General features: G+C 64.1%; 26 protein-coding genes and 1 rRNA gene. 8 read left to right on the top strand and 19 right to left on the bottom strand.

The genetic code is table 11. The annotated features are described in order from the left end of the window. Positions 1–13: 13 nt before the first annotated feature. Positions 14–688, bottom strand: a complete 675-nt coding sequence (locus tag ACQR3T_RS24940; RefSeq protein WP_428695262.1) for a GntR family transcriptional regulator — start codon at positions 686–688, stop codon at positions 14–16. 199 nt (positions 689–887) lie between these two features. Here ACQR3T_RS24940 and ACQR3T_RS24935 point away from each other — a divergent pair, with 199 nt between their 5' ends. Both ACQR3T_RS24935 and ACQR3T_RS24930 read left to right on the top strand, forming a co-directional pair. Beyond that, a complete protein-coding gene (locus ACQR3T_RS24935) occupies positions 888–2306 on the top strand; it encodes an MFS transporter (RefSeq protein WP_428695261.1) in 1419 nt (472 codons plus the stop codon). A gap of 3 nt (positions 2307–2309) precedes the next feature. Beyond that, a complete protein-coding gene (locus tag ACQR3T_RS24930; protein WP_428695260.1) occupies positions 2310–2975 on the top strand; it encodes an aspartate/glutamate racemase family protein in 666 nt (221 codons plus the stop codon). Between the two features lies 1 nt (position 2976). Here the strand turns inward: ACQR3T_RS24930 and ACQR3T_RS24925 are convergent, their stop codons facing one another. From ACQR3T_RS24925 to ACQR3T_RS24880, 10 genes are all read right to left on the bottom strand, one after another. Beyond that, positions 2977–3603, bottom strand: coding sequence for an SRPBCC family protein (locus tag ACQR3T_RS24925; RefSeq protein ID WP_428695259.1), 627 nt, complete (start codon positions 3601–3603; stop codon positions 2977–2979). Next, positions 3600–4103 carry a (2Fe-2S)-binding protein gene (locus ACQR3T_RS24920; protein WP_428695258.1) on the bottom strand — a complete coding sequence of 168 codons (504 nt, stop codon included), beginning with the start codon at positions 4101–4103 and terminating at the stop codon, positions 3600–3602. Before ACQR3T_RS24920 ends, ACQR3T_RS24925 begins: the two co-directional genes overlap by 4 nt. Then, positions 4100–6466: a xanthine dehydrogenase family protein molybdopterin-binding subunit gene (locus ACQR3T_RS24915; protein ID WP_428695257.1), complete on the bottom strand. Its 2367-nt coding sequence runs from the start codon at positions 6464–6466 to the stop codon at positions 4100–4102. The genes ACQR3T_RS24920 and ACQR3T_RS24915 overlap by 4 nt, the downstream gene beginning before the upstream one ends. Beyond that, positions 6463–7314 (bottom strand): FAD binding domain-containing protein, encoded by an 852-nt coding sequence (locus ACQR3T_RS24910; RefSeq protein ID WP_037148520.1) that lies wholly within the window; start codon positions 7312–7314, stop codon positions 6463–6465. The genes ACQR3T_RS24915 and ACQR3T_RS24910 overlap by 4 nt, the downstream gene beginning before the upstream one ends. Continuing rightward, complete coding sequence (locus tag ACQR3T_RS24905; RefSeq protein WP_428695256.1) at positions 7314–8744, bottom strand: MFS transporter; 1431 nt, start codon at positions 8742–8744, stop codon at positions 7314–7316. Before ACQR3T_RS24905 ends, ACQR3T_RS24910 begins: the two co-directional genes overlap by 1 nt. Continuing rightward, positions 8741–10000: an FAD-dependent monooxygenase gene (locus tag ACQR3T_RS24900; RefSeq protein WP_428695255.1), complete on the bottom strand. Its 1260-nt coding sequence runs from the start codon at positions 9998–10000 to the stop codon at positions 8741–8743. The genes ACQR3T_RS24905 and ACQR3T_RS24900 overlap by 4 nt, the downstream gene beginning before the upstream one ends. Before the next feature lies 1 nt (position 10001). Beyond that, positions 10002–11033, bottom strand: coding sequence for a hypothetical protein (locus tag ACQR3T_RS24895; RefSeq protein WP_428695254.1), 1032 nt, complete (start codon positions 11031–11033; stop codon positions 10002–10004). Further along, a complete protein-coding gene (locus tag ACQR3T_RS24890; RefSeq protein WP_428695253.1) occupies positions 11011–11904 on the bottom strand; it encodes a carbon-nitrogen hydrolase family protein in 894 nt (297 codons plus the stop codon). The genes ACQR3T_RS24895 and ACQR3T_RS24890 overlap by 23 nt, the downstream gene beginning before the upstream one ends. After that, complete coding sequence (locus tag ACQR3T_RS24885; RefSeq protein WP_428695252.1) at positions 11901–12533, bottom strand: flavin reductase family protein; 633 nt, start codon at positions 12531–12533, stop codon at positions 11901–11903. The genes ACQR3T_RS24890 and ACQR3T_RS24885 overlap by 4 nt, the downstream gene beginning before the upstream one ends. A gap of 159 nt (positions 12534–12692) precedes the next feature. Then, positions 12693–13727 (bottom strand): formamidase, encoded by a 1035-nt coding sequence (locus tag ACQR3T_RS24880; protein WP_428695251.1) that lies wholly within the window; start codon positions 13725–13727, stop codon positions 12693–12695. 112 nt (positions 13728–13839) lie between these two features. Between ACQR3T_RS24880 and ACQR3T_RS24875 the strand changes: the two genes are divergently transcribed. After that, on the top strand, positions 13840–14910 hold the full coding sequence (locus ACQR3T_RS24875) for a LacI family DNA-binding transcriptional regulator (protein ID WP_428695250.1): 1071 nt from the start codon (positions 13840–13842) through the stop codon (positions 14908–14910). On the opposite strand, the gene ACQR3T_RS24870 is transcribed toward ACQR3T_RS24875, so the two are convergent. The 4 genes from ACQR3T_RS24870 to ACQR3T_RS24855 are packed head-to-tail and all read right to left on the bottom strand — an operon-like array spanning position 14866 to position 19072. Then, positions 14866–15804 (bottom strand): PfkB family carbohydrate kinase, encoded by a 939-nt coding sequence (locus ACQR3T_RS24870; RefSeq protein ID WP_428695249.1) that lies wholly within the window; start codon positions 15802–15804, stop codon positions 14866–14868. The genes ACQR3T_RS24875 and ACQR3T_RS24870 overlap by 45 nt on opposite strands. After that, positions 15801–17267, bottom strand: coding sequence for a purine-cytosine permease family protein (locus tag ACQR3T_RS24865; RefSeq protein WP_032402932.1), 1467 nt, complete (start codon positions 17265–17267; stop codon positions 15801–15803). Before ACQR3T_RS24865 ends, ACQR3T_RS24870 begins: the two co-directional genes overlap by 4 nt. Before the next feature lie 30 nt (positions 17268–17297). Next, positions 17298–18299, bottom strand: a complete 1002-nt coding sequence (locus tag ACQR3T_RS24860) for an ADP-ribosylglycohydrolase family protein (RefSeq protein WP_037171192.1) — start codon at positions 18297–18299, stop codon at positions 17298–17300. 35 nt (positions 18300–18334) lie between these two features. Then, the gene (locus ACQR3T_RS24855; RefSeq protein ID WP_428695248.1) at positions 18335–19072 is read right to left on the bottom strand and encodes a GntR family transcriptional regulator; all 738 of its coding nucleotides are present in this window, start codon (positions 19070–19072) and stop codon (positions 18335–18337) included. Positions 19073–19357: 285 nt separating this feature from the next. On the opposite strand from ACQR3T_RS24855, the gene ACQR3T_RS24850 reads away from it, so the two are divergent. Together ACQR3T_RS24850 and ACQR3T_RS24845 are read left to right on the top strand one after the other, a co-directional pair. After that, positions 19358–21109: a pyruvate dehydrogenase gene (locus ACQR3T_RS24850; protein ID WP_428695247.1), complete on the top strand. Its 1752-nt coding sequence runs from the start codon at positions 19358–19360 to the stop codon at positions 21107–21109. Between the two features lie 196 nt (positions 21110–21305). Next, a complete protein-coding gene (locus ACQR3T_RS24845; protein ID WP_094609816.1) occupies positions 21306–22010 on the top strand; it encodes a TerD family protein in 705 nt (234 codons plus the stop codon). On the opposite strand, the gene ACQR3T_RS24840 is transcribed toward ACQR3T_RS24845, so the two are convergent. Further along, entirely contained in the window at positions 22011–23078 is a 1068-nt protein-coding gene (locus ACQR3T_RS24840) for a DNA polymerase IV (protein ID WP_428695246.1), read from the bottom strand. It abuts the gene before it with no gap. A 34-nt stretch (positions 23079–23112) separates the two neighbouring features. On the opposite strand from ACQR3T_RS24840, the gene ACQR3T_RS24835 reads away from it, so the two are divergent. Further along, positions 23113–23541, top strand: coding sequence for a DoxX family protein (locus ACQR3T_RS24835; RefSeq protein WP_428695245.1), 429 nt, complete (start codon positions 23113–23115; stop codon positions 23539–23541). Here the strand turns inward: ACQR3T_RS24835 and ACQR3T_RS24830 are convergent. Next, the gene (locus ACQR3T_RS24830; protein WP_032379797.1) at positions 23535–24527 is read right to left on the bottom strand and encodes an isopenicillin N synthase family dioxygenase; all 993 of its coding nucleotides are present in this window, start codon (positions 24525–24527) and stop codon (positions 23535–23537) included. The two genes, ACQR3T_RS24835 and ACQR3T_RS24830, sit on opposite strands and share 7 nt — an antisense overlap. 87 nt (positions 24528–24614) lie before the next feature. On the opposite strand from ACQR3T_RS24830, the gene ACQR3T_RS24825 reads away from it, so the two are divergent. Both ACQR3T_RS24825 and ACQR3T_RS24820 read left to right on the top strand, forming a co-directional pair. Continuing rightward, positions 24615–25283 (top strand): SIMPL domain-containing protein, encoded by a 669-nt coding sequence (locus ACQR3T_RS24825; protein WP_428695244.1) that lies wholly within the window; start codon positions 24615–24617, stop codon positions 25281–25283. Positions 25284–25306: 23 nt separating this feature from the next. Beyond that, on the top strand, positions 25307–26056 hold the full coding sequence (locus tag ACQR3T_RS24820; RefSeq protein ID WP_230594706.1) for a YqjF family protein: 750 nt from the start codon (positions 25307–25309) through the stop codon (positions 26054–26056). On the opposite strand, the gene ACQR3T_RS24815 is transcribed toward ACQR3T_RS24820, so the two are convergent. Then, positions 26035–26655 carry a DUF6188 family protein gene (locus tag ACQR3T_RS24815; protein WP_428695243.1) on the bottom strand — a complete coding sequence of 207 codons (621 nt, stop codon included), beginning with the start codon at positions 26653–26655 and terminating at the stop codon, positions 26035–26037. The genes ACQR3T_RS24820 and ACQR3T_RS24815 overlap by 22 nt on opposite strands. Positions 26656–26838: 183 nt before the next feature. Beyond that, a 5S ribosomal RNA gene (gene rrf, locus ACQR3T_RS24810) occupies positions 26839–26935 on the bottom strand; the annotation flags it as partial.

Below are 26935 nucleotides of genomic sequence, written 5' to 3'. Positions count from 1 at the left end.
CAGCGCACTCGGCTCAGTGCTGAGGGTCGTAACCCGGGACTTGTGCCAGAGTCTCGAACGTTCGTGCTCGGCCCCATTCCACGTGCGCGAACGCAACAGCGGCAGCCAGTTCCGGGTCCCCCTTGGCGATGGCGTCGACGAGGGAGACATGCTCCCCGTGTCGCAGCGACGGATCCCGTTCGAGATTGGCCATGTTGAGTCGATTGCTGCGCTCCCGCAACGGTTCCATGATGACCGGGAACAGCCGGTTGGCGGACAATGCCTCGATCCCCGAGTGCACTCCTGAGCTCGCGTGATGGAACTCGAGTAGATCGCCCCGGTCGAGCGCCGCACCTGCACGGGACACGGCGTCGACCAACGACGAGGAATCCGAGCCCGCCGCCACTGCGGACGCTGCCCGTCGAGCCACGAGTGGCTCGAGCGCGGACCTGATGTCGTACAACTCGTCGACAGAACTTCGAGTCACGGCCGTCACCACGGCAGGACGTCTCGGCGACAGAGTCACCAACCCGGCTGCTTCGAGCAACGGAAGAGCCTCGCGAATCGGCACCCTCGACACCTGGAGCTCGGTTCCCAGATTGCGCTCACTCAGCGTTTCACCAGGCCGGAGGCGGCCGTCGAGGATGCGTGTTCTGATCGCGTCGAACACCACACGCGACAGCGACTCGCGACCTTCCGTGGATGCCATGATGTTTGTATACCAGCGAGCTGAAGGTATACCGCGCATCCGCAGGCTCCGGCGGTGGATGTCGCCACGCTAAAACGTCCAAGGAAAGCAGCAGGGGAGAGCATTTGGAAACGCAAGTGTTACTGCCAGGAAACCTCCAACGGCGCGCATCTCCGTAAATTCTCCGCTGTTGGTATACCACTGAGCGAGAGGCACTGGGATGAACGTCCCGACCACGAACGAGAAGCAGTCACCGATCGACCCACCGCCCGAGGCGGCCGGTCTCAGCGAACAGATCGAGGCGTCGTACTCGAAGATCGGCCTCACCACTGCACACTTCGGCATCGTCGCCATGGTCCTGTTCGGTGTGTTCTTCGACGCCGTCGAACAGAATGCCGTCGGCATCACCGGTCCGCTCCTGCGTGAATCCTGGGGTCTCGGTGGCACCGAGATCGGACTGCTGAACACCGCGACGTTCACCGCCGTCGCACTCGGCCGCATCCTGGCCGGCGCGGTGATGGACCGTTTCGGTCGTCGAACCCTCCTCGGTGCGAACCTGCTCGTCTTCGCGTTCGGCTCGCTACTGTGCGCATTCGCACCCAACTACGAGGTGTTGGTGGGCGCTCGATTCATGGTCGGTCTCGGACTCGGCGGCGAAATCGCTGTGGCGGTGATCATGCTCTCCGAGTTCTTCTCCGCCAAGCATCGCGGTACCGCGGTCGGCATGATCAACGTCGCAGCGGCCGGCCTGGGCAACATGCTCGCTCCACTGTTCGGCGTCATCGTCTTCGCCATCTTCACCGGTGACGATCGCTGGCGTTGGCTGTTCGGTCTGCTCGTGCTGCCCGCACTCGCAGTCGTGTTCTATCGCCGCTCGCTTCCGGAAACACCGCGCTTCCTCGCGGCGACGGGCCGTGTGGCCGAGGCAAACACCGTCATCAACCGCCTCGCGCAGGGCAAGCTTCGTGGCGCGCTCGACTCCGAGGTTCAGTACTTGAACGTCGACACCTCGGTCGACGAACAAGCCGCACCGCGCGCACGGTGGACGGAAATGTTCGGCAAGCGTTACCGCAGAAGCACTCTCGCCCTCGGCATCGCAGTCTGTATGTCCTACGCAGCCCAGATCTCGATGCTCACCCTCATCCCCGTCATCCTGACCGAGCGGGGAATGTCGATTTCGAGTGCGCTCTGGTACACCCTCGTGATGCAGTCCGGGTCGCTGATCGGCGCTCTGACCGCCGCGCTCATCGCTCGTGAGCTTCCACGTAAAGTGACGTTGACCTGCGGAGCGGCGCTCGGCGTCGTTGCCGGACTCGGATTCGGCTTCTTCGCAACCTCTATCGGCCTCGTACTGCTCTTCGGTGCGCTGTTCAATTTCTCGGTCATCATCCTCAACACGACTATCTGGCTGTTCGCACCCGAGCAATACCCGACGCGAATCCGTGGCCTCGCGACGTCGGTGATCCTGGCACTGGGCTCCCTCTCCGGCGGACTGTTCCCGCTCATCGCCGGAGCCGTTCTCGACTCGTCCGGCGTGGGTGCCATGTTCGGGATGCTGGCGGGGCTGTTCATCGTGTGCGCGATCGCCGCTCAGTTCCCGAAAGAGACCTTCGGACAACCCATGCCGGAAGATGGCTGAACCGTGAAGATTCTCTTGGTCAACCCCAACTCGAACACTGCAACGACGCAGCTGCTCGTCGACGTCGCGCGGCGCTGGCTCTACGACACAGAATTCACTGTCATCGGGGTCACCGCGGGTACCGGACCGGCGATGATCACCGGCACCGAACAGTTAGGTGCTGCCGGAGCGGATGTCGTAGCAGCGGCTCTCGACGCGATCGAGCACCATGACCCGGCCGCCGTGATCGTCGGCGCGTTCGGTGATCCCGGTGCGGCCGAACTCCGAACCCTCGTCGACATTCCGGTCGTCGGGATCGGAGAGGCAGGAATCCTGCACGCCGCACGAGGCGGTCGTCGCTTCGCAATCGCCACCACCACAGCCGATCTCGCCGCCCCACTCGATGCACTGACTCGCGCCACCGTGCCCGACGGCGATTTCGCGGGTGTGTTCCTCACTGCGTCATCGCCGTTGGTCCTCGCCGAGGATCTCGCATCGAGCGTTGTCGAACTGGGAACAGCGGTCGATGCGGCAGTGGCCGCCGGAGCGAGCGCCGTCGTCATCGGCGGCGGACCGCTGAGCGATTCGGCTCGGCGGCTGGCGCTGCGCACCGACGTGGACGTCATCGAGCCGGTTCCGAGTGCCGTTGCGATGGTCGTCGACAGAATCTCGAGCGCGGTGCGCAGCTGAGCTACCGTCGCCCGAAGGCCCTGGACACCAGCCAGCCCTCGACCATTCCGGCGAGAAAGATGCCCGCGATCGGTGCGTACTTGCGCACCGGTTCGGGCATCAGGCTCAGCGCGTTCAATTCGCCGCCCATCGGGCTCGCAACAGCAGTCCTCACCGCTGCGGGCGTGGTTGGATCGGCCGTAGCCGGACCACTGAGCAGCGCACCGAGATTGACGGCGAACTGCTGCAGCACCTTGTTCGAGACCGCGACGATCGCGCCCTTGCCGAACGAGACGATCTTTCCGCTGATGACCAGATCGGTGTTCAACGTCAACCGCGAGCGGTCGCCGATCGCCTCGACCGACAGATCCACCTGAGCCTCGGCATCGCCGTTTCCGTGCGAGTCCGCGCCCTTGGCTTCGAGGGAGAGCGTGCGGGTCTCGGCGTCGACGTCGAGGAACCGAATGGTGCCCGCGTACGAGGCGCTGATCGGCCCGACCTTCACTTTGACCCCGCCGAGAAAAGTCTCGCCGTCCTTGCCGGTGATGGCGGCACCCGGTACACAGGTCGCCACCTTCTCGACGTCGTTGATCAGCCGAAAGACGTCATCGGCCGATGCGTCGATCTCGAGGGTATTGGTCAGTATCACTGGGAAACTCCGTTCACACAGCCGACGCAGCGGCGCTGTTCGGCGCACGAGTCGATGGCCTCGACGATGGTCTGGTATCCGGTGCAACGGCAGTAGTTCGAGGCGACCACCTCTCGGATCTCCTCTTTGGTGGCGTCCGGATGCTCGGCGAGATAGCCCTCGGCCAGCATCAGAAATCCCGGCGTGCAGAATCCGCACTGCAGGCCGTGGTGGTCTGCGAATGCCTGCTGTAGGTCGCTCAATTCGCCGTCCCGGCCGAGTGATTCGACGGTCCGGATCTCCGAGCTCTCGACCTGCGCCGCGAAGGTCAGGCAGGCGCGAGCCGGTTTGCCGTCGATCAGAACGGTGCATGCACCGCACACGCCGTGCTCGCAACCCACGTGAGTTCCGGTCAACTGCAGGTCGTGTCGTAGCACGTCGACCAGGGTGCGGCGTGGTTCGCTGATCACTTCGTGCTCGGTACCGTTGACGGTCAGTTCGATCAGTTGCTTGTTGCTCATGGCCTTCCCTTCGCCAGTGCCGCCTGTACTGCGACGGGAGTGATCGGTGTGTCGTTCAGTTCCACTCCGGTGGAACGCAATCCGTCGTTGACTGCATTGAGGACCGCGGCCGGTGCGCCGATCGTTCCACCCTCACCTGCCCCTTTGGCTCCGGATTCGGTGAACAGGCAGGGAGTTTCGAGGTGATGGATCTCGATGTCGGGAATCTCGCACGCCGTCGGCACCTTGTAGTCGATGAAGCTGGCGCACAGCGGGTTTCCATTCTCGTCGTACGACACCTGCTCGAACAACGCTCCTGCGATCCCCTGCGCGATCCCGCCGCGGCACTGGCCCTCGACGATCTTCGGATTGATCGCGACCCCGCAGTCCTCGACACAGACGTACTTCAGGATCTCCACTTGTCCGGTGCCCTCGTGCAATTCGACGACGACGCCGTGGGTGGCGTTGGAGAACGTGCCGTCGTTGAACACGTCGAAACTCGCCGTCGCGGACAACCCCGGCTCGACCCCCTTGGGCAGCAACTGTGCCTTCAGATACGCGACGTCGGCGATGTCCCGGTAGGTGACGTACTTCGAGTGGTCGTCACGCTGACGCACCCGCCCCGAGGCCAGCTCGACGTTGTCGTCGCGAGTCTCCAGCAGGTGCGCGGCGATCTCACACAGCTTGTCTCCCAATTTGGTCGACGCCAGCGCCACCGCACTGCCGCCGATGGTGATCGAGCGAGAGGCGAACGATCCGAAGCCGTAGGTGATCCGGTCGGTGTCGCCCTGCACGATCTTGACCTGATCGACCGTGATTCCCAGTCGGTCGGCCACGATCTGCGCCATGGTGGTCTCGTGGCTCTGACCATGGCTCATCGTGCCGGTCGTCACGACCACGGTTCCGGAGGTGTCCATCCTGACCTCCGAGATGTCGAATCCCGGGACCACGTTCATCTTTCGGGCCGCAAAGGCGCTGCTGCCGTAGCCCGTCCGCTCGCTGAAGCACGAGTACCCGATGCCGATGTGTCGGCCGTCGGCAGTAGCGCGTTCCTGAAGGTCGTACCAACCGCCGTCCCGCAGCGTCTGCTCGCACAGGTTCAGCGCCTCGAGGTACGAGCCCGGGTCGTAGGTGATGTTGTTGACCCCGGTGTACGGGAACGCGGTGATCACGTTGCGACGCCTGATCTCCACTGCGTCGAGCGCCAATTCGCGGGCTGCTCGCTCGAACAGCCGCTCCATCACCATCACGTACTGCGGGCGTGACACTCCGCGGTACGGCGCTGTCGGTGCCTTGTTGCTGAACACGGAACGGCCCCGCACCCGGTACGCCGGAACCTGATACACCCCAGGCATTTCGGCCGAGGCCATGAGCGGTTCGATGCCCGCGGTGAAGGGGTAACACGAGTACGCACCCATGTCGCACACGACATCGGCGTCGAGGCCGAGAATGTGCCCCTCGGAATCGAACGCGGCCCGCACGTCGTACTGCTGCTCGCGTGCCAGGAAGGACGCCGTCAGTGCGTCCTTGCGATCCTCGATCCACTTGACCGGGCGACGGAGCTTCAATGCAGCTGCCGCGACGGCGATCTCCTCGCGGCCGACGACGCACTTCTGCCCGAACCCGCCGCCCATATCGGGCACGACGACCCGAACCTGGCGTTCGTCGAGACCGAGGCACTGCGCGGTGACTGTCCGAACCTGGTGCGGGACCTGCGTGCAGATATAGATGATCAACTGTTCGTCGCGGTCGTCCCAGTAGGCAATGCATCCGCGGGTCTCGAGCGGCAGTGCGTTCTGACGCCCCGTTCTGGACTGCACGGACACCACGGTGTGTGCGTCGTCGAATATCTCGTCGATGCCCTCGGTGGCGAACATCTGCACGTCCACGACGGTGTTGTTCGGCACCGAATCGTGAACCAGGGGCACGCCCTCGGACATGGCCTGATCTGCGGAGGTGACGGCGGTGACGGTCCGGTAGGACACCCGGGCTGCTTCGAGTCCGTCCTCGACGCTGTACGCATCGGCGGCGACGACGATGGCCAGCGGCTCACCGACGTAGCGCACGACGTCGTGTGCCAGCACGGGCATGTCGGTGGGCACGAATTCGCTGAGCGGACGGGACAATTCGGCGCGGATCGGCCGAAGGACCAAGTCCGCCGCGGTGAAGACGCCGCGCACTCCTTCGACTCCGGCGACATCACCGACGTCGAGACCGGTGACGTCACCGGCCGCAACGGTGCTGCGCAGGAACTGTGCGTGCAGCATGCCCGGCATCGCGATGTCGTCGACGAATCTGCCGCGGCCGGTGAGCAATCGAGGGTCCTCGCGGCGTGCAACCGAGGTGCCGACGAACTTGGGTGTGAGAACCTGATCGACGCTCATGTGGGCACCCCTTGCGATACCAGTGCATCGCTGCAGGCTTCGGCCACCAATGTGCGAACCAGGGTGCGCCGGTACTCGGCAGTGACCATGCCCTCGTCCTCCAATTCCAGTGCCTCGGCTGCGGCGTCCGCACAGTCACCGAACGTTCCACCGGCGGCCAGAACGGCCTCGCCTGCGGACGATCGGACGGGAGTCGCGCCCACTCCTGCGAGAGCGACGCGTCCACCCACCACGGCCACTCCGTCGAGATCGAGCGACACCGCTGCGCCCACGATCGCGAAGTCGCCTTGTCGTTCGGCATATTCGGTCACCGCAGCGTGGGGTGCCGGGTTCGGAAACACGATCTCGACGATCATTTCGTCGAACGCGAGATCGGTGGAGTAGTACCCGAAGAAGAACGAGTTTGCCTCGACGGTTCGCCGCCCCCTCACGCTCTCTACGACGATGCGGGCGTCGAGCAGGATGGCGAGCAAGCACCATTCCGCGGTGGCGTCCGCATGAGCGATGCTGCCCCCGACGGTGCCGCGAGTACGGATCGGATAGTGCCCCACCCACCGCATGGCCTCGCGAAGAACAGCGAAGTCTGTTCCCACATCGCCGGATTCGACGTCGTGGTGGGTGGTGAGCGCTCCGATGTGCAGGCCGTCGGATTCGCGCCTGATGTAGCTCAGAGTGTTCAAACCACCCACGTCGACCAGGTGTCCGGGCCGGGCGAGGCGGAAGTTCATCATGGCGACCAGGGACTGGCCTCCGGCGATGATCTTCGCGTCCTCGCCCAGCTCGGCCAGCAGCCGTACTGCACCCGAGACATCGCGTGCCCGGTGGTAGTCGAACTGTGCGGGCTTCATCAGACCCGAGCCTCGCCTGCGACGACCTCGGCGGGTTCGTCGACGAGGGTGTCGAGTTCGCGGCCCTTGGTCTCCGGTGCGAAGTACGCCATCCAGATCACCGCGAACAACACGAACGCGGTGACGATGCCGAAGGTCAACGGAAGACCCAGGATCGGCCACATGACCGAACCGAACAGGAGAGGAGCGAATCCGGTGGCCACCCGACTGACCGAGGATGCGTAGCCGAATCCCGAGGCGCGGATGTTGGTGGGGTACAGCTCGGAGACGTAGCAGTACAGCACCGGGATGGTCAGCTGAATGACGAATCCGAAGATGCCGAGCCAGATCAGCGCAGCAGACTGGATGTCGAGCATGACAGCGAACATGACCAACGCACTACCGGCGATAGGACCCGACAACCCGATGACCCACTTGCGGCCGAATATCTCGACGATGAACGCGGAGGTGAGCACACCGACGATGCCGACTCCGGTCATGAGCGTCGTACCGGCGAAGGCTGCGAATTCTCCGTAGCCCTCGGCCCGCAGGATGGACGGCATCCAGCTGAGCGCTGCGTAGTAGAGCAGCATGATGGACACGAACAGCATCCAGGCTGCTGCGGTGATGCGTGGACTGTAGCGCCAGACCGATTTCAGCTGTGTCAGAGCCGCTTTCATGCCACCCGGACCCTTCGGTGCCGTATCGGCGACGATGACGTAGTCGACTGCATCGGATCCGGTGCGGGTGACCATGTCGTCGATGACGGCGCGGGCCTCGACTTCACGTCCGACCTTGGCGAGGTAGATCGGCGACTCGGGGATGCCGCGTCGAACCCAGAACAGCAGCAGCGCAGGCAGAACCATGAACAGCAGCATGTAGCGCCAACGAACGTCTCCGTCGATCGGGACGAGAAGCGTGGCGACGACGCCGCAGATGGTGGCACCGATGGGCCACCAGACGTCCATCGCGGACAGAATTTTGCCGCGAATGCGGCGTGGTGAGAATTCGCTGACCAACGCGTAGTCCACCGGGATGCAGCCGCCGAGACCGAACCCGGCCAGGAACCGCAGGATGATGAAGATCTCGAAGCTCGGCGCGAAAGCGCCGAGGACCGAGAACAGCGCAAAGATCAACAGCGTCAACGAGAATGCGCGCTTACGCCCGACTCGGTCGGCGATCGTTCCCCACACGACGGCACCGACGGCCATGCCGATCAGGTTGCCGGTGGCGACGAGCCCCCGCTCGGCCTGGGAGAGGTCCCAATAGGTGCCGAGCAGCGGAGTCAAGAATCCGTTCAGCGCCACATCCCAGGCGTCGAACATGTAACCCAGCCCGCCGATGATGAAGATCTTGCCCTGCACACCCCATTTCCATGGGAGCTCCTGTACTACCTGATCACCAGTCTTCATCGCAGCCTCCGGCGCGGTGTTGTGGTCCGAGGTCGTCATCGGACGAACGAGTAATGGAATTTCTCGTCGTCGCTGTCGTCGAGCGGAGTACCGCTCCACAGCCAGTCGTACGAGATGTCGGACTCCCCATCGAACGACGCCAGTGTCGCGTCCCGCTTCTGCTGCTCGGGTCCATCGGGTATGTGGTAGAAAGTCTTGTTCTGCAGGCTCGCGTCCTGCACCATCCGCGCGTGCCGGGCTCGGCGAAAGACGTAGCGCGCCAACGCGTCGTCGATTCCGCTCGAGGTGACCTTCGCGAGTTCCTCGGCGAGCACGGCCGCATCTTCCATCGCCTGCGACGCGCCCTGCGCCTGGTACGGCAGCATGGCGTGGCAGGCGTCGCCCAGCAACGCGACGCGGCCGTCGGTCCAGCGAGGATCAGGTCTGCGGTAGTAGAGCGCCTGGCACAGCACGTTCTCATCGGCCTTCGAGAGCATCGCGTGGGCGCGGTCGTCCCAGTCCGGGAACGTCCCCATCAGTTCCTCGGGCCCGACGAGCCGCGGTCCGCCGTCGCGAACCTCGTCGGTACACGGGGCCAGCGCAACGACATTGAGGTACTCACCGTTACGGATCATGTAGTGCACCAGGTGTCGGTCGGGTCCGTACCAGATGGTGCTCTGGTATCGGTCGACGAGCCAGCGGGTGGCCGGGTCCTTGACGATGCGATCACCCGGAATCAAAGCGCGATAGGCCATTTCACCGGAGAAGACGAGAGTATCGGGTAGACCGATCAGGTCGCGCACGGTCGAACGAATACCGTCGGCTCCGATGAGCAGGTCCGACTCGTAGCGTCTTCCGGTTCCGGTGACCGCGACGGGCCGCGTCGGATTCGTTCGATCGACCTCGACGACCTTCGCGTCGGTCTCGAACACCACGACCGGGCCGGGGCCGTCGGGGTCGAGGCACTGTGAGTGGATGGCAGAGTGCAGGTCCGCGCGGTGGTAGTGCCAGTAGGGCGCATTGAACGTTTTCTTGCAGTACTCGCCGAGTGCGGTGAGCGCGATGACCTTGCCGTTCTCCCACCGCCTGCGCACCTGATCCATCGGCTCGGTCTTGATCGCTTCGAGTTTGTCACGCATTCCGAGAGCGATGAGAATGCGGCTGGCGTTCGGTGCGGTCTGGATGCCTGCTCCGACCTCGCCGAGCTCGGCAGCGGCTTCGAGCACCGTCACCTGGATGCCCCTGTGCCGCAAAGAGAGCGCCGCGGTCAGCCCACCCAAACCGCCGCCCGCGATCACCACTTCGATCGGTGCCATGTCAGCTCTCCACCAATCGACCTTCGGTGACGACATCGATGCCGTCGATGGTTACGGTGCAGGCGCGCATTCCGATGTCGAGGTGCGCGTAGGAATCTCGGCCGAGTACGGGATGCGGGCCGGTGGACCACAGGAAGCTGCCTGCAAAAGCTCGGGCGTCCATGCCCATGATGTCGTCCTTGCCGTACATCGCCGCAGCGAACCAGTCGCCGGTCTTCATCAGTCCCCAGCCCATGTGAGACAGGTAGCGCGCCCACTTGTCGTTGGAGTCCGCGAAGAACATGTTGAGCAATGCAGCTTCACCACCGCCGGTCACCTCGTCGATGTGGCCGTTGGTGACCGTCAGCGTCGTCTCGTCCCGGACGTATTCCTTGAACGGCAACAAGATATCGCCCTCGGAGAGCACGATCTTTCCATTCGAGATCTCCGGCCAACACAACACCATGGTGGACGGCCAGTGATCCCAGCGGCCCTTGTCGTCGGCGAAGCCCACCTGGAACTCGGGCTGTGAATTGCTCAACTGCACGGTCAGATCGGTGCCTGCGTCGTTGGTGATGTGCATGGTCGAGCCGCTGCGGATCAGATCGACCCCCGCCTGGACCCGTTCTTTGTCGCCGTCCTGCGGCATGTTCCGGATCAACACGTCCGGGGCGTCGCAGACGAAGATGATGCGTGTGCCGGCAGCCAGAATTTCCTGCTGAATGGGCGCATGGATGAAGCCCTCACTGGTGAGGTCTACCACCAGGTCCGCACCCTTGAGCATGTCCTGAGCCACCGAACTGTTCATGACCGAGACAAGCCCGGGGCCTGCACCGGTGTGCGTGCTGGGCATCGGCGCGGGGCTGCCGCCCGGGACGGTGGCCGCGAGTACCTGTGCGCCCAGGCTCTGGGCCGCTCCGAAAGCAGCCGAGATGTAGTCACCACGGCTCGACGGTTCCGCGAGAATCACCACCTGTTCTCCGGGCTGAACTTTGCACAGCTCGAGCTGACGGGTGAAGGCGCGCAACAGATCAGCTGATCGCAGATCGAACATCTCGGTTCCTCTCGTGATCGTTCTCGGTCGTTCGTATCTCGGTGATACCGCCCAGTCGGGCAAGATCTTTCAGATAGGGCACTTCGTCGCGTGCGTCTTGCAGTTCGCGTCTGGAGACCGTCGCCGAGACCGATCCGACGGTCTCGGCCATCTCGACGATGGTGCGGCCCTGCGGCCCGACAATCACGCTGTGTCCGGCGAACCGCGGTCCGTCGCCGGTCTGCCCGGTGAGCCCCGCTGCGGCCACGACAACACCGTTCTCGAGTGCGCGGGATCGTGTGAGCAGCTTCCACACGTGCAGGCGGACGTGACCGAAGGCCGACGGCACGGCGATGATATCGGCTCCTCGCTGCACCAGATCGCGGACGGTCTCGGGAAACCCTGCCTCGTAACAGATCACGACGCCGATGGATCCGAACGGGGTGTCGACCACCAGACCGCTCTGCGCACCCGGGGTGAACACCGCGTTCTCACGGTCCCACAGAAACCGCTTGTGTCCCAGGGCAAGCAGACCGTCCGGACCCACGACGAGTGAGCTGTCGAAGACGACTCCCTCGGAATCGCGGAACACCATTGCCGTCACCAGAACCGTATCGGTCTCGGCGGCGAGTTCTCCGAGCGCGATCGATGTGCGGCCGGGCACCGACTCGGCCATCGCGTCGATGCTGCCGAGATCGTAACCGCTGGCGAACAGTTCGGGCAGCACGATCACCTTGGAGCCACCGGCGGCGAGAACACGGACTTCCGAGCTCACCGCGTCGATATTCTGCTGCCAGGCGCCGGTTCGCGAACTGGTCTGCACCACAGCGATATCGAACGTATCGACCACCGGCCGAGCGTCGACGCCGCGCAGATGCGCCGAGGTGGTCATTGCGCCACTCGATTCATGTCGGTTGTGTAGAACGGGCCGGCCAACCTGCCGAGGAATCGATGTTCGAGCGTGTCGACGTGCAGATCGTCGGTGAGCAAGCCCGGTCTGCTGGTCACCGTCGTGACGGTCCCGAGCACGAGAGTGTCGGAACCGAGTGCGATTTCCTGGAGCGTCCGGCATTCGAGAGAGACCAGGGATTCGAGCACCGACGGAGCCGAGACAGACACCGATGGAACGGCCGTCATGTGCGAGAGCTCGAACTCGTCGACGTCCGCGTCCACTGTCGCGAAACTTGCGGTCACCGCGTTCACAGTCTCCGCCGACGGGATGTTGACGACGAATTCGCCGGTGTCGCGGATGTTGACCAACGTGTCCTTGAATTCTCTTGGAAAGCCGATGCGCTCACCGATGGAGATCATCAGGGTGGCCGGGTTCCGTGAGGCGACGTTGAAGAAGCTGAACGGTGCCAGGTTGCGAACGCCGGTGCTGGACACCGTGGAGATCCAGGCGATCGGGCGTGGCTGCACCGCACAGGACAGGAGTTTGTACACATCCCCCGACGACATCGAATCGATGTCGTGGCGGGTGCGGTCCGTGAGCTCCAGAGAGTCGCCTACCTGGGAAGTCATCGACACGAGCCTTCTTTCGATTGCGTTGCAACCGGTCGTGCAACCGATTGCGTTGCCCTGACGATAGAGGGGTTTCACGCTCGATGTCGAGCATTGGCCAACAAATCGAGGACCAATTAATGGCACCGTTACACGGGCACCGGCCGCGTAACCTCCGCCTTACTCTCCGCGCAGACCGGCTCGCGCAGAATCGGCCGCACTGCCGGGCCGACGCGGGGGCCCGTACCCCTCCGACGTCCCGTCCACGATGCGAACCTCGTCTTCCCACGGCACTCGATACGTTCCGGCCGCCAGATCACGGACGAAGGTGTACGGGCAGTCCTGCGCGCCACCGGCCAACGCCGTGTACCCGCGATGTCCGAGCTGATAGATGTTGTTCTCCACGCCCCACTCCCGCCGAGCAGCGTCGGCGCAAGCCGGTTCGATCGACACCGTCACCACCCGATCGGGGGTCGAATCGCCGCGCTCGACGATCGTGCCCTCGAAGTCGCACACCATCGCCTCACCCATGGACGGGATACCGTTGCCGTCCTCCCCGGCCAAACAGACCGAGGCCGTGTACGCCAGGTTGTGGAATGCATTGGCCTCGTTGGTGATACGCCAAGACTGCCGAAGCGGGAACTTGTACCCGGCCGTGCGCAGCAGCACATTGGCACCGCGGTAGCTCGCTTCACGGGCGACTTCGGGGAACATCCCGTCATGACAGATCAACAGCGACAGCACCGAACCCTTCGGCCCCGCGCAGACCGGTAGGCCGATGTCGCCGGGCTCCCAGGGCTCCTTGGGCGTCCAAGGATGAAGTTTGCGAACGTACAGGGCTATCTCACCCTGATCGTCGACGATGATTCCGGAGTTGAACGGTGCTCCGCCGGGGTTGCGTTCCATGATGCTGAAGCACCCCCAGACCTGCGACTCGCGGCACGCCGCACGCAATCGCTCCACCTGCGAACCGTCCATGTCGCACATCACCTCGTCGGACGCCCACGAGGACTTCCGCAGGCCGTGCAACGAATACTCCGGGAACACAACGAGGTCGAGTGCGGCGAACCCGGCCTTCGCCTCACGCAGTTGCCTGCACACGCGATCGGTCGTCTCGTCCACATCGGCCATGCTGGTGATCAGCGGAACCTGTTGCTGCACCAGGCCGAGCGTGAGAGACGTCGGCGATGGATTGAGACCACCCAAACCTGTCATCAGAAGTCCGTTCCTCGGGGGCAACTTATTGCGCAAACGATTGCGCACGGTGCTAGCTTAGGGGCCAGTAGGGGTCGGGGTAGGTCCGACGGATGATCGAGGGGAACCGCAAGTGGACAGCACCAGTTCGGGGAGCGTCACGCTCAAAACGGTCGCGGCTGCTGCGGGAGTGCATGTCTCGACCGTCTCCCGAGCGCTGCGCCGCGTCGCGCTCGACCCGGCCGGCGCCAGTGCCGGAGATCTGCGACTGTTCGAGCTGGCCCGCGAGATGGACTACGTGCCCAATCCCAACGCGGCGAGTCTGACCACGAAGAAATCCACCGCCTTCGGCGTCCTGGTGCCACGACTGACCGATGTGGTCCTCTCCGCGATGTACGACGCCATCGAGGAAACGGCCAACCGGGCGGGCTACGAGACGTTCGTCGCGAATACCCACGACGATCCGGTGCAGCAGCGACGACGGATCGACCTTCTCCTCGGCCGCAACGTCGACGGACTGATCTTCGGCGACGCCCGCCTCGACAGTGAGAACCTCGAAAACCTCGATCGTCGGGGGATCAAATTCGTCCTCATCAGCCGCCGATACCCCGGGATGGCGTCGGTGACGTGCGACGACCATCGCGGCGGCTATCTGGCCGGCGAACACCTCGCCCGACTCGGCCACACTCGCGTGGGCATCGTGTCGGGTCCGGCCTGGGCCAGCACCGGAATCGACCGGCTCGAGGGCTGCCGCGCAGCTCTGCACGACGCGGGCATCGACGTCCCGGACGAGTACGTTCGGGAAGAGGGGTTCGATCCCGATGCCGGAAGACGCGGGGCGAGCGCCCTTCTGGCGCTGCCGACTCCCCCGACGGCCATCTTCGCGACCAACGATTTCAGCGCCATCGGAGTGCTCGGCGTGTTGCGTGAGTCGGAGCTGCAGCCAGGACGCGACGTAGCCGTCGTCGGCTACAACGACATCTCGATCTGCAGCGAGTTGACCGTTCCGCTGACGACGATTCACAGCCCACACCGCGAAATCGGGACGCGCGCAGCAGAAATGCTGCTGGCGGTCACCCATGGACTTCCGGTGTCCTCGATGGCGTTGACACCGACGCTCGTCGTGCGCGACTCGACGGTTCCGGGACGGACTCGCCCCTCACCCGTCGAGAGGCCGACCGCGGATCAACGCGTCGGTACGTGACCGAGGTGGAGCCGTCGCCGGTCCTCGCTCGGTGACCGCAAGTGCTGCAGCAGCATTGGCCCGCAGCGCCGCGTCGTACAGACCGAGCCCACGGGAGAGTCCCGCCAACAACACCCCGGCGTGAGCATCGCCCGCACCGTTCGAGTCCACCGCCTGCACCTCGAACCCCGGAACCGATTGCGATGTTCGTCCACCGCCCGCGATTCGACAACCGTCCGGACCGGTACGGAGCACCACCGCCGCATCGGGCCGCACCCTCGTCACCATTTCGGCCGCGATGGAGTCGATATCGACCTCATCCGTCATGAGCATGCCCTCGCGTAGATTCACGCTCACGATGTCGGCACGGGCGAGAACGGCGTCCACCACGTCGCGGTTCAGCGTCGCGATCAATGGGGACGGATCGAACAGCACCGTGACGTCCGCGGGAAGCGTCGGTAGCCACGCGGTCAGTGCCGCGGCGTTGCTCTCGTGCGCCAACCCGTAGCCGGTGACGTACACCAAGTCCGCACTCCGTACCCCTGCCGCCTCGAGGTCTCCGATGCTCAGTTCCGCCTCGGCCCCCGGGTAGGTCACGAACGTGCGCTCGGTGTTCGCATCGACGAGGGCGATGCAGAATCCCGAGTCCTGCTCAGCAGGAACAGTGTTGACGACAAGAGCACCGCTGGAAGACAGAGCTTCGCGGACGATCGAACCGTAGTGGCCGGACCCGTATCTGCCGGCGAAGATCACCGGCAGGTCGTCACGAATCGCAGCGACCATCACGTTGAGTCCACCGCCCGCGGTCTCGTTCAGTGACGTCGCCACGACGTCACCTCCCGGAACCGGCACTTCGGGTACGGCCATCACCACGTCGACGATCACCTGACCGGTGTGGATCAATCGCGGAGTCACCGAGAAACCGTCTCGGTTCGCCGCGCTCCACCGGTGACGAGATAGAGCCCGGCGGCGATCACGAACGACGCCACCCAGCCGAGTCCGTTGTCACCGATCCAGCTGCCGGACAGCGGTCCGGTGTAGATCACGTCGCCGTCCACCGTGATCGCCGTGAACAGAAAGCCCACCACGATTCCCGCCGCCCAGCTCGCGAAGGCGTACCAGTTGACTCCGCCGGTGTACCAGTAGCGACTGGTGTTGCCCACGTTCATGATCGATGCCGCGTCGTACGTCTTTCGTTTGATCATGTCGGACATGAACACTCCCAGCCACGCGGTGAGCGGAACTGCCAGAACCGAGATGAACGTGATGAACGGGCCGTAGAAACCGTCGGAGATCAGCATGAAGTAGATGGCGCCGACGAACGTGACGAACACGTCGACTCCGACCGCATAGACCCGCTTGATCCGAAAACCGAGGGTCAACGTCGTGAGACTGGCCGAATACACCGAAAGATGGTTGGACAACAGCAATCCGCCGAATGCGGTGATCAGATACGGAACGGCCATCCAAGCCGGCAGAATTTCTCGGATTGCCGCAACCGGATCCGATGCGGACGCAAGGCTGTTGTCGCCCGCCGACAGCAGCGCACCGAGTCCGATCAGCAGAACGAGAGGAATTCCGGCTCCGGCCGCGCTGGAGAGCACCAACGAGCCGGCTCCCACACTCTTTCGCTGGTACCGCGACATGTCGGCTCCGGCATTCGCCCAACCGATACCTGTTCCGGCAGCGATGGTTCCGACCCCGATGACCATCGCGCTGATGGATCCGGCCGGAGTACTGGTCACTGCAGTCCAGTCGACGGTGGCGATCAGGAAGATCGCGACGAAGATGTTCAGCGCACCGAAGATCCACGTCGACCAGCGTTGAATGACGAGGATCGCCGCATGCCCCAGACCGCTGACCACCAGTGTCAGCACGATGAAGACGACGATGGAGACGATCGTGACGACGGCGTGATCCTTCGCGACGCCGGATCCACCGAAGATCAGTGTGAAGATCGACAGCAGCACAAATGCCGCGGTCGTGGTGTTGACGGTTTCCCAGCCGAGTCGCGACATCAGTGAGACCAGTGTGGGGCCGATGTTTCCGCGCACCCCGAAGGTTGCCCGCGACAACGTGAGACTGGGTGCCCCGCCACGTTTGCCGGCAATCGACACGATTCCGACGATGGCGAACGAACCCGCCGCGCCCACCAGCGCGACAATCAATGCTTGCCAGATGTTCAGACCGGTGAAGACCACCAGGGTTGCCCCGAGCGGTAGACCGAGGATGGAGATGTTCGCGGCGAACCACACCCAGAACAACTGCAGCGGGTTACCGTTGCGCTCGTCGTCCGGAACGGGCTCGATCCCCCGAGTTTCCAGCGACAATACGTCGACTGTCGTGTCCGATGCAGACGTGGAAGCGGATGAGGTCATGGTTGTGCTCCAAGGGTGAGTCGAACTGTGTCAGTTCGTGTTACGGAGAGCGAGCAGTCGATCGACGATGGGCTCCAGATCGAGCTTGTTCACGTCGGTTACCGTTCGTATCGCTTCGCCGGGCCACGCTGCCAGGCCACCGACGGCACCGCGGACAGCACCTGCTATCGCTGCGATGGTGTCGGTGTCGCCGCCGATGGTGGCGGCTGCCAGTACGACGTCCCATGGGTCGTCGTACGCAACGGCCAATGCGAAGGCCGCTACCACTGATTCCTGTGACGCGACGGACGTGCCGATGACGTCTGCCACTGTGTCCGTGATGTGCCTGTCGGCGGACTTGCCGACCAGCTCGACAGCCCAACGAATACGGGCTGCGATGTTTCCGCCGGCGACCCAATATCCACGGGTGGCCCCCTCGGTGGCGGCGGCGACACCGATGTCGACCGCCTCGTGCAACTCGGCACCTGCGATCCCGGCACTGATGGCACCGGCAACCGCTGCGGCGGAAGCTATTCCGAGAGAGGTGTTGTGGGTGACGAAGCTGCAACTGTAGATCGCGTCGACGAACGGCACGATACCGCCGTCCAACGATGCCGCAATTGCCGCGGGTGTGATTCGCATGGCCGCACCGTTGGTGCTGCCGAACTTGCCCGCCTCGTTCGGATCGGAGCCGTCGAGTATCCGTTCCACGGCTCGCTTGGTTGACGGCCCCAGCAGATCCAGCGATCCGCGCGCGGACATCTCGGACTCCCACGCGATCAAGGCGCGGGCGAAAGCCGAGGGATCGACCACACCGTCACCGTCGACGATCAACTGCGCCAACATGATCGCCTGCTCGGTATCGTCGGTGATCGAGCCTGCCGACATACCGTGCGCGATGAGCTGACGCGGACCGGCGGCAACGAATCCGCGCAACTGTCCGTAATCCTCGACGATGTCCTCCCGGCGCATCGATTGCGTCGGCATTCCCAGGGCATCGCCCAGTGCCAGTCCGTAGAAGGCCCCGAGGGCGCGGTCACGCGAAGTAGACATGTACACAGTCCTTGCCGGTGAGGCGATGAGATAGATCAGGAGTTGAAGGTGAGATGGAGCCGAAAGCGCTCGGGTGCAAGGAGACTGACGACTTTTTCGACGAATCGACCCGATGCGTCCCGACTGACCCGGATGCTGTGCAGGTAGGGAGTGCCTACCGGCACTTCGAGAACTGCCGCGTCGGCCGAGTCCACCGGAACCACCGACACCCATTGCTCGCCACTGGCCGCCACGAGCCCCGCGGACCTCAAGGTTGCCGTCAGTGAGTCCCCGGCCAATCCGTTCTCGGGCAGGTCCGCGAGCGTTCCCAGTGCCGGAACACGGCTGCGCTCCAACGACACCGGACGCCCGTCGACCACGTGTCGCACTCGATCGACGGCAACGAAGTTCAGAGTCGAAGTTCCGGCCTCGGCAGCCAGTTCCGGATCCACGATGCGCTCGATGCGGAGAGTGCGGGTGTGCATCTCGACGCCGGCGGACGACAGCGCCCGAGCCCAACCGTCTGCGGTCTCGATCTGATGGCCGTCGAAGGTGACGAGCGATCCTATGCCGCTGCGCTTTTCGATCAGCTTTTGATCTTCCAACACACTGAGCGCAGAGCGAATGGTTCCGCGGCTGACCGAGAACTCGCGGGCGAGTTCGTTCTCTCCTGGCAGGAACGAGCCGGAGGGGATGTCGCCGGACTCGATGGTGTTCTTGAGTGAGGCGAGCACCTGGTGACGCTTGTGCCGCGCACGCTCCGATGTGCGCTGGGTCATAGCGGGCTCGGTCATGTCAGTACCGTACATCGTGAAAGTGAACCTGTACAGAGCCTGTTCATTTTTGCCGAACTCTCCAGTGGACGGCATGTCGGGACAGCCCCAGTCTTCGATGGGTGCTGGCCGGAATACCGCCACGTGACGGAGATCGCGCCGGGCCTCTACCTGGGCTTTCCTCTTGCGGTACCGAGCGCTCTGCACTTCTATGTTTGATACGCCCTCGGCACAGGGAAGGCGTCGAACTGGCGCACGTGAGGCACATCGATCCGAACGCGCCACTACATCCGAGGAGAATTTCACATGCCCACCACAGTGGCCGATCAGCTCGTTCGAGGACTCGTCGACGCCGGCGTACAACGCATCTACGGCATCGTCGGCGACAGTCTCAATCCGGTGGTCGACGCAGTGCGTCGTACCGGCGGATCGGCCAAGGGCGGTATCGACTGGATTCACGTACGACACGAGGAGGCCGCGGCCTTCGCTGCATCGGCCGACGCGCAGACCACCGGCGCTCTGGCAGTATGCGCAGGTTCGTGCGGCCCGGGCAACCTGCATCTGATCAACGGCCTGTTCGACGCACACCGTTCCGGCGCACCGGTTCTGGCGATCGCGTCGCACATTCCCAGCAGTGAGATCGGCTCGGGCTACTTCCAGGAGACGCACCCCGACCGGCTTTTCGGCGAATGCTCGCTCTACAACGAGTTCGTCTCCACCGCGGAGCAGGCACCTCGGGTGTTCCGTGCGGCGATCAATGCCGCCATCACTGGGGGCGGGGTGTCTGTTCTGACGCTCCCGGGCGATATCGCCGAGCTGTCGGCCGCCGGAACGATGGACCCCATCGCCATTCCCTCGGCACCGATCGTCACACCGCCCGCGGCGGACATCCAGACACTGGCCGACGCCATCAACAACGCCGAAAAAGTTGCCATCTTCGCCGGTTACGGCGTCAAGGGCGCCCATGACGAGGTGGTCGCATTCGCCGACACCATCGGCGCTCCCGTAGGACATTCGTTGCGCGGCAAGGAGTTCATCCAGTACGACAACCCGTACGACGTCGGCATGACAGGTTTGCTCGGGTACGGAGCTGCGCACGCCGGGATCCACGACGCCGATCTGCTCATCCTGCTCGGCACCGACTTTCCGTATCAGCAGTTCCTTCCCGAGAACGTCACGACCGCGCAGATCGACATCGATCCCACCAAGCTCGGCCGTCGAACCTCGGTGCAGTACCCGATCCACGGTGATGTTCGCGCCACCCTGAATGCATTGGCTCCGTTGGTCACTCGCAAGACAGACCGACGCTACGTGGAGAAGTGGGTGGACAAGCACAACGACCTGATGGGCAAGACCGTCGGCGCGTACACCCGCAACGCCGAGAAGCTCGTTCCGATCCACCCCGAGTACGCCGCCTCGGTGCTCGACGACCTCGCCGCCGACGACGCGGTGTTCACCACCGACACCGGCATGTGCAACGTGTGGACCGCGCGCTACATCAACCCCACCGGCCGTAGAGCTTTCGTCGCGTCGATGCTGCACGGATCCATGGCCAACGCGTTGCCACACGCCATCGGAGCGCAGTTCGCCAACCCGGGCCGCCAAGTTGTCTCGATCTCCGGCGACGGCGGCTTCTCGATGCTGCTCTCCGAACTCTTGACCGTCGCGATGTACAAGCTGCCCGTCAAGATCGTGCTGTTCGACAATTCGACGCTGGGCATGGTCAAGGCCGAGATGCTCGTCGATGGGCTGCCCGACTTCGGCGTCGACGTGCCCCAGGTCGACTACACCGGCATCGCTGCTGCAGCAGGTCTCCACGCGCAACGCGTCGAGAAGCCCGAGGACATCCGCGGCGCACTCGAGGCGGCTTTCGCGGTCGACGGCCCGGCACTGGTCCAGTTGATCACCGACCCGCTCGCGCTGTCGGTGCCGCCGACCATCACCGGAGAGCAGATCAAGGGATTCGCGCTCGCGATGAGCAAGGTCGTACTCAACGGCGGCGTCGGCGAGGCGGTTCGGATGGCGAAATCGAATCTGCGTAACGTGCCGCGCCCGTAGATCGGATTGCAGCCCGAGAAATCGGCGCGATGGGTGGCCCTCGAGGTCTCACCCGTCGCGCCGAGTTCTGTCGCAGGTGCCTCGATCCACCGGTCGACGTCCGGCCGACGTCGATCGCCAGGTTTGCGGCTATTCTCGACGGACCGCCCAAACCGGACATCACGATCCGGGAATCGATCGTTCGGAAGGCACCACCATGGCCATCGACTACACCCGCAAGCCCTCGACCGGGCAATCCTCGGCACCGCAGGCCGGAGCCCCCGTCAGCCTGAGCAAAGTCACGCTGTCCAAGGCGTCGCCGACGATCAGCCTCACCAAGTCCGGCGAGAAGCAGGGTTCGATGCGGGTGAACCTGAACTGGTCCACCGGCGCACCCGCTGCACAGCCGAAGAAGAAGGGCTTCCTGGCCAAGCTGGCTGCCGCGTCGTACGGTTCGGGCGGAGTCGATCTCGACCTCGGGTGCCTCTACGAATTGCGCGACGGCTCCAAAGGCGTCGTGCAGGCGCTCGGTAACAGCTTCGGTTCTCTGCAGGATGCGCCGTTCATCGCTCTCGACGGCGACGACCGTTCCGGTTCGGTCAGCGGCGGCGAGAACATGCACATCAATCTCGCCCACCCCGAGAAGTTCGCCCGCATCCTGATCTTCGCGATGATCTACGACGGCGCACCGAACTGGGCTGCCGTCGACGGAGTGGTGACGCTCTACCCCACCAGCGGACCGCAGGTGGAGGTACGACTCGACTCGGCCGAGAACTCTGCGCGGATATGCTCGATCGCATTGTTGGAGAACACGTCCGCCGGAATCACGGTCACCCGTGAGGTCGAGTACATCCAGGGCAGCCAAGCCGACCTGGACAAGAAGTACGGTTGGGGACTGCGCTGGGCGGCGGGACGCAAGTAGTCAGAGAGGTTGCGGCGGAGTCATTTCCAGCCGGACGCCGATCAACCGAACCTCTCGATTGTGGTCGAGACGATCCACCAACGCCACCGCGGCCGAGGTCAGAATCTCCGGATCGAAGGTCGGCGCACCGACGATCGGCGCGCTGACGGTGTGCGTCTCGAACGGTGCGTAGCGTATCTTCAGTGCCGCTCGCACGGCCGGCCGGTTCTCGGCTTCGATGTCCGCCAACACTTTCGACGTCAGAGCCGCGACCTCTTGCCGAATCACGGCCCAATCGGCGACGTTGGTCTGGAACGTGACTTCGCGACTGTGTGATCGCGCTACCCACGGCTCGGACGTGACCGGCGCGAGATCGATACCCCGCCCCTTCGTACCGAGCCAGGGGCCGATCTTCGGTCCGAACGCCGCAGCCAGGTCCGCATCGTCGGCATCGGCCAATTCACGAACGGTCGAGATGCCCAGTTCGGTGAGCCTCTTCGAGATCTTCTTGCCGATCCCCCACAGCGCGTCGGTACCACGCTCACCCATCACCTCGAACCAGTTGTCCTGCGTCAGCCGGTAGATGCCCTGCGGCTTGTCGAAGTCGGTGGCGATCTTGGCTCGTAACTTGTTGTCTCCGATACCGACCGAGCAATGCAACCCTGTCGCGTCGAACACCGCGTCGTGCACTGTCTTGGCAAAGCGCTCCGGGTCATCGGTCTCGACACCGAGAAATGCCTCGTCCCAGCCGATCACCTCGACTACGACACCCAACGTCCGCAGCGTGTCCATCACCATCGCCGACGCCTCGTCGTATGCCGGTTTGTCGACCGGGAGAAAGACCGCGTCGGGGATCTTCTTCGCGGCAATGCGCAGCGGCATCCCGGAACCGACACCCTTGGCCCTCGCCTCGTACGACGCCGTCGAGACCACACCGCGCTCGGTCGGATCTCCCCTACCGCCGACCACCACGGCTTTGCCCACCAGATCGGGGTTGCGCAGCACTTCGACGGCAGCGATGAACTGGTCGAAGTCGACGTGCAGTACCCATCGGCGACGCCCTGGGTCGGTTGGGGTGCTCCCGGTCATGGTGCCCAGTGTGCCCGTGGTGTCTCATGGCGCAATGACGAAATCGATATCTCGCACCATCGGCCGGGTCGTACTCGGGGCGTTCCTCGTCTTCGCCGGCCTGAGCCACCTGTTCTGGGCGCGCAGCACTTTCGCCGCCCAGGTGCCCGGGTGGGTGCCACTGAGCACCGACTTCGTCGTGCTGGCATCGGGGGTCGTCGAGATCGCGCTCGGGCTGGCACTGCTGTTCTGGACTGCTCGCGCACCGCTCGTCGGCTGGGTGGTCGCGGCCTTCTTCGTCGCGGTGTTCCCCGGCAACGTCTCACAGTTCGTCACGCACACCGACGCGTTCGGCCTCGACTCCGACACGGCACGAGGAATCCGATTGCTGTTCCAACCACTGTTGATCCTGTGGGCGCTGTGGTGCACCGGGGCATGGGCGAAGTATCGACTGTCACGACACGGGCGCAGCCGGAGTCAGTAGGCGGACCGCTGCCCGGCAGGAACGATGCCGTGGTGCAACTGGGCCACGTCGGGGTGTGCACGTGTGCGGGACTTCCATGCGTTCTCGCCGTAGGTGCTGTAGATGGGGTTGTCGGGGTCGTTCTCGACTCCCCGTGAATGCTGCGCCAATTCGGCAGGCAGTTCGATCACCGGTACGACGGCATCGAGCGCCGGGCTCAAGAAGTGTGGCACCGATATCCGGTCGATGCCGGGCCCAGGCGCGACCACCCGGTGCCGCGTGGCCCGGAGGTAACCACCGGTTGCCACTTCCAACAACTCGCCGATGTTGACGATGAATGCCCCGGCCAACGGCGGCACATCGATCCACGTATCGGGAGTCGTCTCCACCTGCAGTCCGGACGAATCCGGTTCGACGAGGAGCAGCGTCAGCACTCCGGAATCCTTGTGTGCGCCGACGCCCTGCGAGTGATCAGGCGTACCCGGGTAGCGCACGACCTTCATGAGGGTTGCTGGTGCGGTGGCGAAGGCCTCGTCGAACACGTTCCGGGATGCGCCGAGCGACTGCGCCCAATGCCGGAGGAGACGGAGGCCGAGGCTCGAGACCGTCCGCTCCCACTGCTCGAACGTCTCCCGGAATCCTGCCGGCTGCGAGGGCCACAGATTGGGGCCCTGAAGATTCCAGTAGCCTTCTGCACCCTCGATCGCCGGCCGTTCGGGTCCGATGTCGATCTGCTCCCGCCAATCCACTCGGCCGTTGGTCAGCTCTCCACCCACCCGCGAATAGCCGCGGAAATGAGGGCTCTTCAGCTGACTGATCTCGTCTTTGACATCGTCCGACACAGCAAAGAACTCCCGTGCCAGACGCAGCACGTCGTGCATTCGCTCGGTCTCGATCCCGTGCCCGACGAGGTAGAAGAAGCCCGACCGATGGGCGGCCTCGCGTAGTGCCCGCTCGAACGCGGAGGGGTCCTTTTCGGCCGAAGCAAGATCGAGAACAGGAAGCATGCTCGCGATTGTCCTCCCTACCTGACGCGTCGGCCAGCACTGTTGAGGTTCCGTGAATATCCATGCGCGAATGCCACACTGGACGCCATGAGCCATGGAGCACTCGACATCACAGTCGTCGGTCACGGCGCAGCCACCTATCCGCCCGAGCAGTGCACGCTGTCGCTGACCGTCCGTACCGACGGACGAACGGCGGAGTCGGCGTCCGAGCCGGCCCAACAACTCGTCCGCGAGCTGACGCGTCTTGTCGAGCCGCTCTACAGCAGCGACGGCGGCCCCATCGATCGATGGTCTGTCGATCAGGTGCGGCACTCGCGGAACCGGCCGTTCAACCACGACGGCGAACAATTGCCGTACGTCTACCAGGCGGAGGCGTCGGTGGAAGTACAGTTCAGCCAGCTCGACCTCGTCGACGCCTTCGTCTACGCAGCCTCTGCGCTCGAGGGTGTGTCGATCGAGCACTTCGATTGGGACCTGACCGAATCGAGCCGGATCTCGCACACGCTGGCAGTACGCGAACTCGCCGTTCAGGACGCGGTGGCCAAAGCCGAGGCTTACGCGTCGAGCCTGGGGAGAACGAGCGTGCACGCCGTCGCGGTAGCCGATCCAGGTCTGCTGCCGGGGACCGCCGAGCACGGCGGCCCCGACGCCTCCCCTCGCATGTTCGCCGCGAAGTCGGCCCCAGCCGGGTTCGCGCTCAAACCCGAGAACATCACGATCGTTGCGAGCGTGCACGCCCGATTCACCGCTACCTGACTCCGCGCGCATACGCTCGAACCATGAATCGAGACGATGCCCGACGCCTCTGGCCGCGGCCACCGCTGTTGCCTCGTCCGATCCTGATGGATCAGCGCTGGGAACGGCTGGTCTTCTTGCATTGGCAAGTCCCGAGTTCGGCCGTCGCCCCGCTGCTTCCCGAAGGATGTGAACCGGACGAGTTCGACGGTTCGACCTGGGTCGGCCTGATCGGCTTCCATATGGTCGGTGCCGGACTCGGATATCGGCACCCGGTTCCTTATTTCGGTACGTTCGGGGAGATCAACGTCCGGCTCTACTCCGTCGACGCAGAGGGTCGACGCGGCGTCGTGTTCAGATCACTGGAGGCGTCCCGACTGGCAGTCGTGTTGGGCACCAACGTCGCTCGCATTCCGTATCGCTGGGCATCGATCGACATCGACGACGACACCACCACGATCGGCTACCGCAGCAGACGGCTCGCTCCCCCGCATCGCGGTGCCACTACCGATTTCGGAATTGTCCGAGGAACACGCGACATGTCCGAGAACTCACTGGCAGTGTTTCTCACCGCGCGATGGGGGTTGCACACCTCGCTGGCCGGCCGGCTGCTGTACGTACCGAACGTGCACCGACACTGGAACCTGGTCGATGCCGAACTGACCCACTGCTCCGACGAACTCGTTGCTGCGGCAGGCCTGCCCGACGTCAGCACACGACCGCCGGACTCGGTGCTGTATTCACCGGGAGTCGAAACCCAGTTCGGAAAGCCCTACACGGTTCGCGGCCGGTAGAAGATCACGTGTCCCGAGGACAGCTCGACTACCCAATCGCCGTGGGCCTCGTCGCCTTCTTCGTAGCTCGAGCTCGACGTGACGCTTTCCCGCAACACGAGATAGCCGGAATCGAGCGGAAGGTCGAACAGCAGCTTTGTGCCGTCCGAGAATTCGACAGCCGGCTCGTCACCCGTCGACAACCGAACCACAGTGGCTCCGATGGACGGGAGACCTTCGACAGTAGGCACTTCCGTACCGGGATGCTCCGGGGCCGGCCACGACTCGACGCCTCCATCCGGTCCGCACAGGACGGTGGACCCGTCTGCGGCGCAATACTCCCAGGATTCGACTTCGTCGCGGGGACGAGCCACCACTGTGTGCCCGCCCGCGAACGCCATTCGCAGCACGCCCGATCGGTCGTAGTCGACGTCCTCACACATGAGACCGTGCAAGGCCGCGAAGGCTCGTAAACCCTCGAACTGATTGTCTTCGTCGACCGTGAGGTCATTGATCACCACTTCGCTGAAGGAAATGGTGGCTCCATCGTCGAATTCGATGGTCAGATCGAAATCGAGCAGAATTCTGCTGACACGGTGCTGGTCGACGGCGAGTTTCATCGACTTCGACTGTGCCACACAACCGAGCCCCGGTACACAACCGAGCACGGCGCACCCCGGGTTGTTTGGGACTGGAGAGTCGTCGGTGTCGCGATCGGTGCGTACAAGTTCAGTTGTGGGAGAGGTGGTTTCGAAATGCGGAATGCCCCCGACCGTGAGGTCGGGGGCATTCCGTTGAATTGTGTTCGGCGGTGTCCTACTCTCCCACACCCTGTCGAGTGCAGTACCATCGGCGCTGGAGGGCTTAGCTTCCGGGTTCGGAATGGGACCGGGCGTTTCC

The sequence above is a fragment of the Rhodococcus sp. IEGM1428 genome (genome assembly GCF_050321865.1).
Classification (GTDB): domain Bacteria; phylum Actinomycetota; class Actinomycetes; order Mycobacteriales; family Mycobacteriaceae; genus Rhodococcoides.
This window is presented reverse-complemented; position numbering and strand designations above follow the sequence as displayed.

Coding starts and splice junctions, on each gene's coding strand:
- ACQR3T_RS24940 (WP_428695262.1), bottom strand. CDS start 688: ATGGCATCCACGGAAGGTCGCGAGTCGCTGTCGCGTGTGGTGTTCGAC.
- ACQR3T_RS24935 (WP_428695261.1), top strand. CDS start 888: ATGAACGTCCCGACCACGAACGAGAAGCAGTCACCGATCGACCCACCG.
- ACQR3T_RS24920 (WP_428695258.1), bottom strand. CDS start 4,103: ATGAGCAACAAGCAACTGATCGAACTGACCGTCAACGGTACCGAGCAC.
- ACQR3T_RS24915 (WP_428695257.1), bottom strand. CDS start 6,466: ATGAGCGTCGATCAGGTTCTCACACCCAAGTTCGTCGGCACCTCGGTT.
- ACQR3T_RS24910 (WP_037148520.1), bottom strand. CDS start 7,314: ATGAAGCCCGCACAGTTCGACTACCACCGGGCACGCGATGTCTCGGGT.
- ACQR3T_RS24905 (WP_428695256.1), bottom strand. CDS start 8,744: ATGACGACCTCGGACCACAACACCGCGCCGGAGGCTGCGATGAAGACT.
- ACQR3T_RS24900 (WP_428695255.1), bottom strand. CDS start 10,000: ATGGCACCGATCGAAGTGGTGATCGCGGGCGGCGGTTTGGGTGGGCTG.
- ACQR3T_RS24895 (WP_428695254.1), bottom strand. CDS start 11,033: ATGTTCGATCTGCGATCAGCTGATCTGTTGCGCGCCTTCACCCGTCAG.
- ACQR3T_RS24890 (WP_428695253.1), bottom strand. CDS start 11,904: ATGACCACCTCGGCGCATCTGCGCGGCGTCGACGCTCGGCCGGTGGTC.
- ACQR3T_RS24885 (WP_428695252.1), bottom strand. CDS start 12,533: ATGACTTCCCAGGTAGGCGACTCTCTGGAGCTCACGGACCGCACCCGC.
- ACQR3T_RS24880 (WP_428695251.1), bottom strand. CDS start 13,727: ATGACAGGTTTGGGTGGTCTCAATCCATCGCCGACGTCTCTCACGCTC.
- ACQR3T_RS24865 (WP_032402932.1), bottom strand. CDS start 17,267: ATGACCTCATCCGCTTCCACGTCTGCATCGGACACGACAGTCGACGTA.
- ACQR3T_RS24860 (WP_037171192.1), bottom strand. CDS start 18,299: ATGTCTACTTCGCGTGACCGCGCCCTCGGGGCCTTCTACGGACTGGCA.
- ACQR3T_RS24855 (WP_428695248.1), bottom strand. CDS start 19,072: ATGACCGAGCCCGCTATGACCCAGCGCACATCGGAGCGTGCGCGGCAC.
- ACQR3T_RS24850 (WP_428695247.1), top strand. CDS start 19,358: ATGCCCACCACAGTGGCCGATCAGCTCGTTCGAGGACTCGTCGACGCC.
- ACQR3T_RS24845 (WP_094609816.1), top strand. CDS start 21,306: ATGGCCATCGACTACACCCGCAAGCCCTCGACCGGGCAATCCTCGGCA.
- ACQR3T_RS24840 (WP_428695246.1), bottom strand. CDS start 23,078: ATGACCGGGAGCACCCCAACCGACCCAGGGCGTCGCCGATGGGTACTG.
- ACQR3T_RS24835 (WP_428695245.1), top strand. CDS start 23,113: ATGACGAAATCGATATCTCGCACCATCGGCCGGGTCGTACTCGGGGCG.
- ACQR3T_RS24830 (WP_032379797.1), bottom strand. CDS start 24,527: ATGCTTCCTGTTCTCGATCTTGCTTCGGCCGAAAAGGACCCCTCCGCG.
- ACQR3T_RS24825 (WP_428695244.1), top strand. CDS start 24,615: ATGAGCCATGGAGCACTCGACATCACAGTCGTCGGTCACGGCGCAGCC.
- ACQR3T_RS24820 (WP_230594706.1), top strand. CDS start 25,307: ATGAATCGAGACGATGCCCGACGCCTCTGGCCGCGGCCACCGCTGTTG.
- ACQR3T_RS24815 (WP_428695243.1), bottom strand. CDS start 26,655: ATGAAACTCGCCGTCGACCAGCACCGTGTCAGCAGAATTCTGCTCGAT.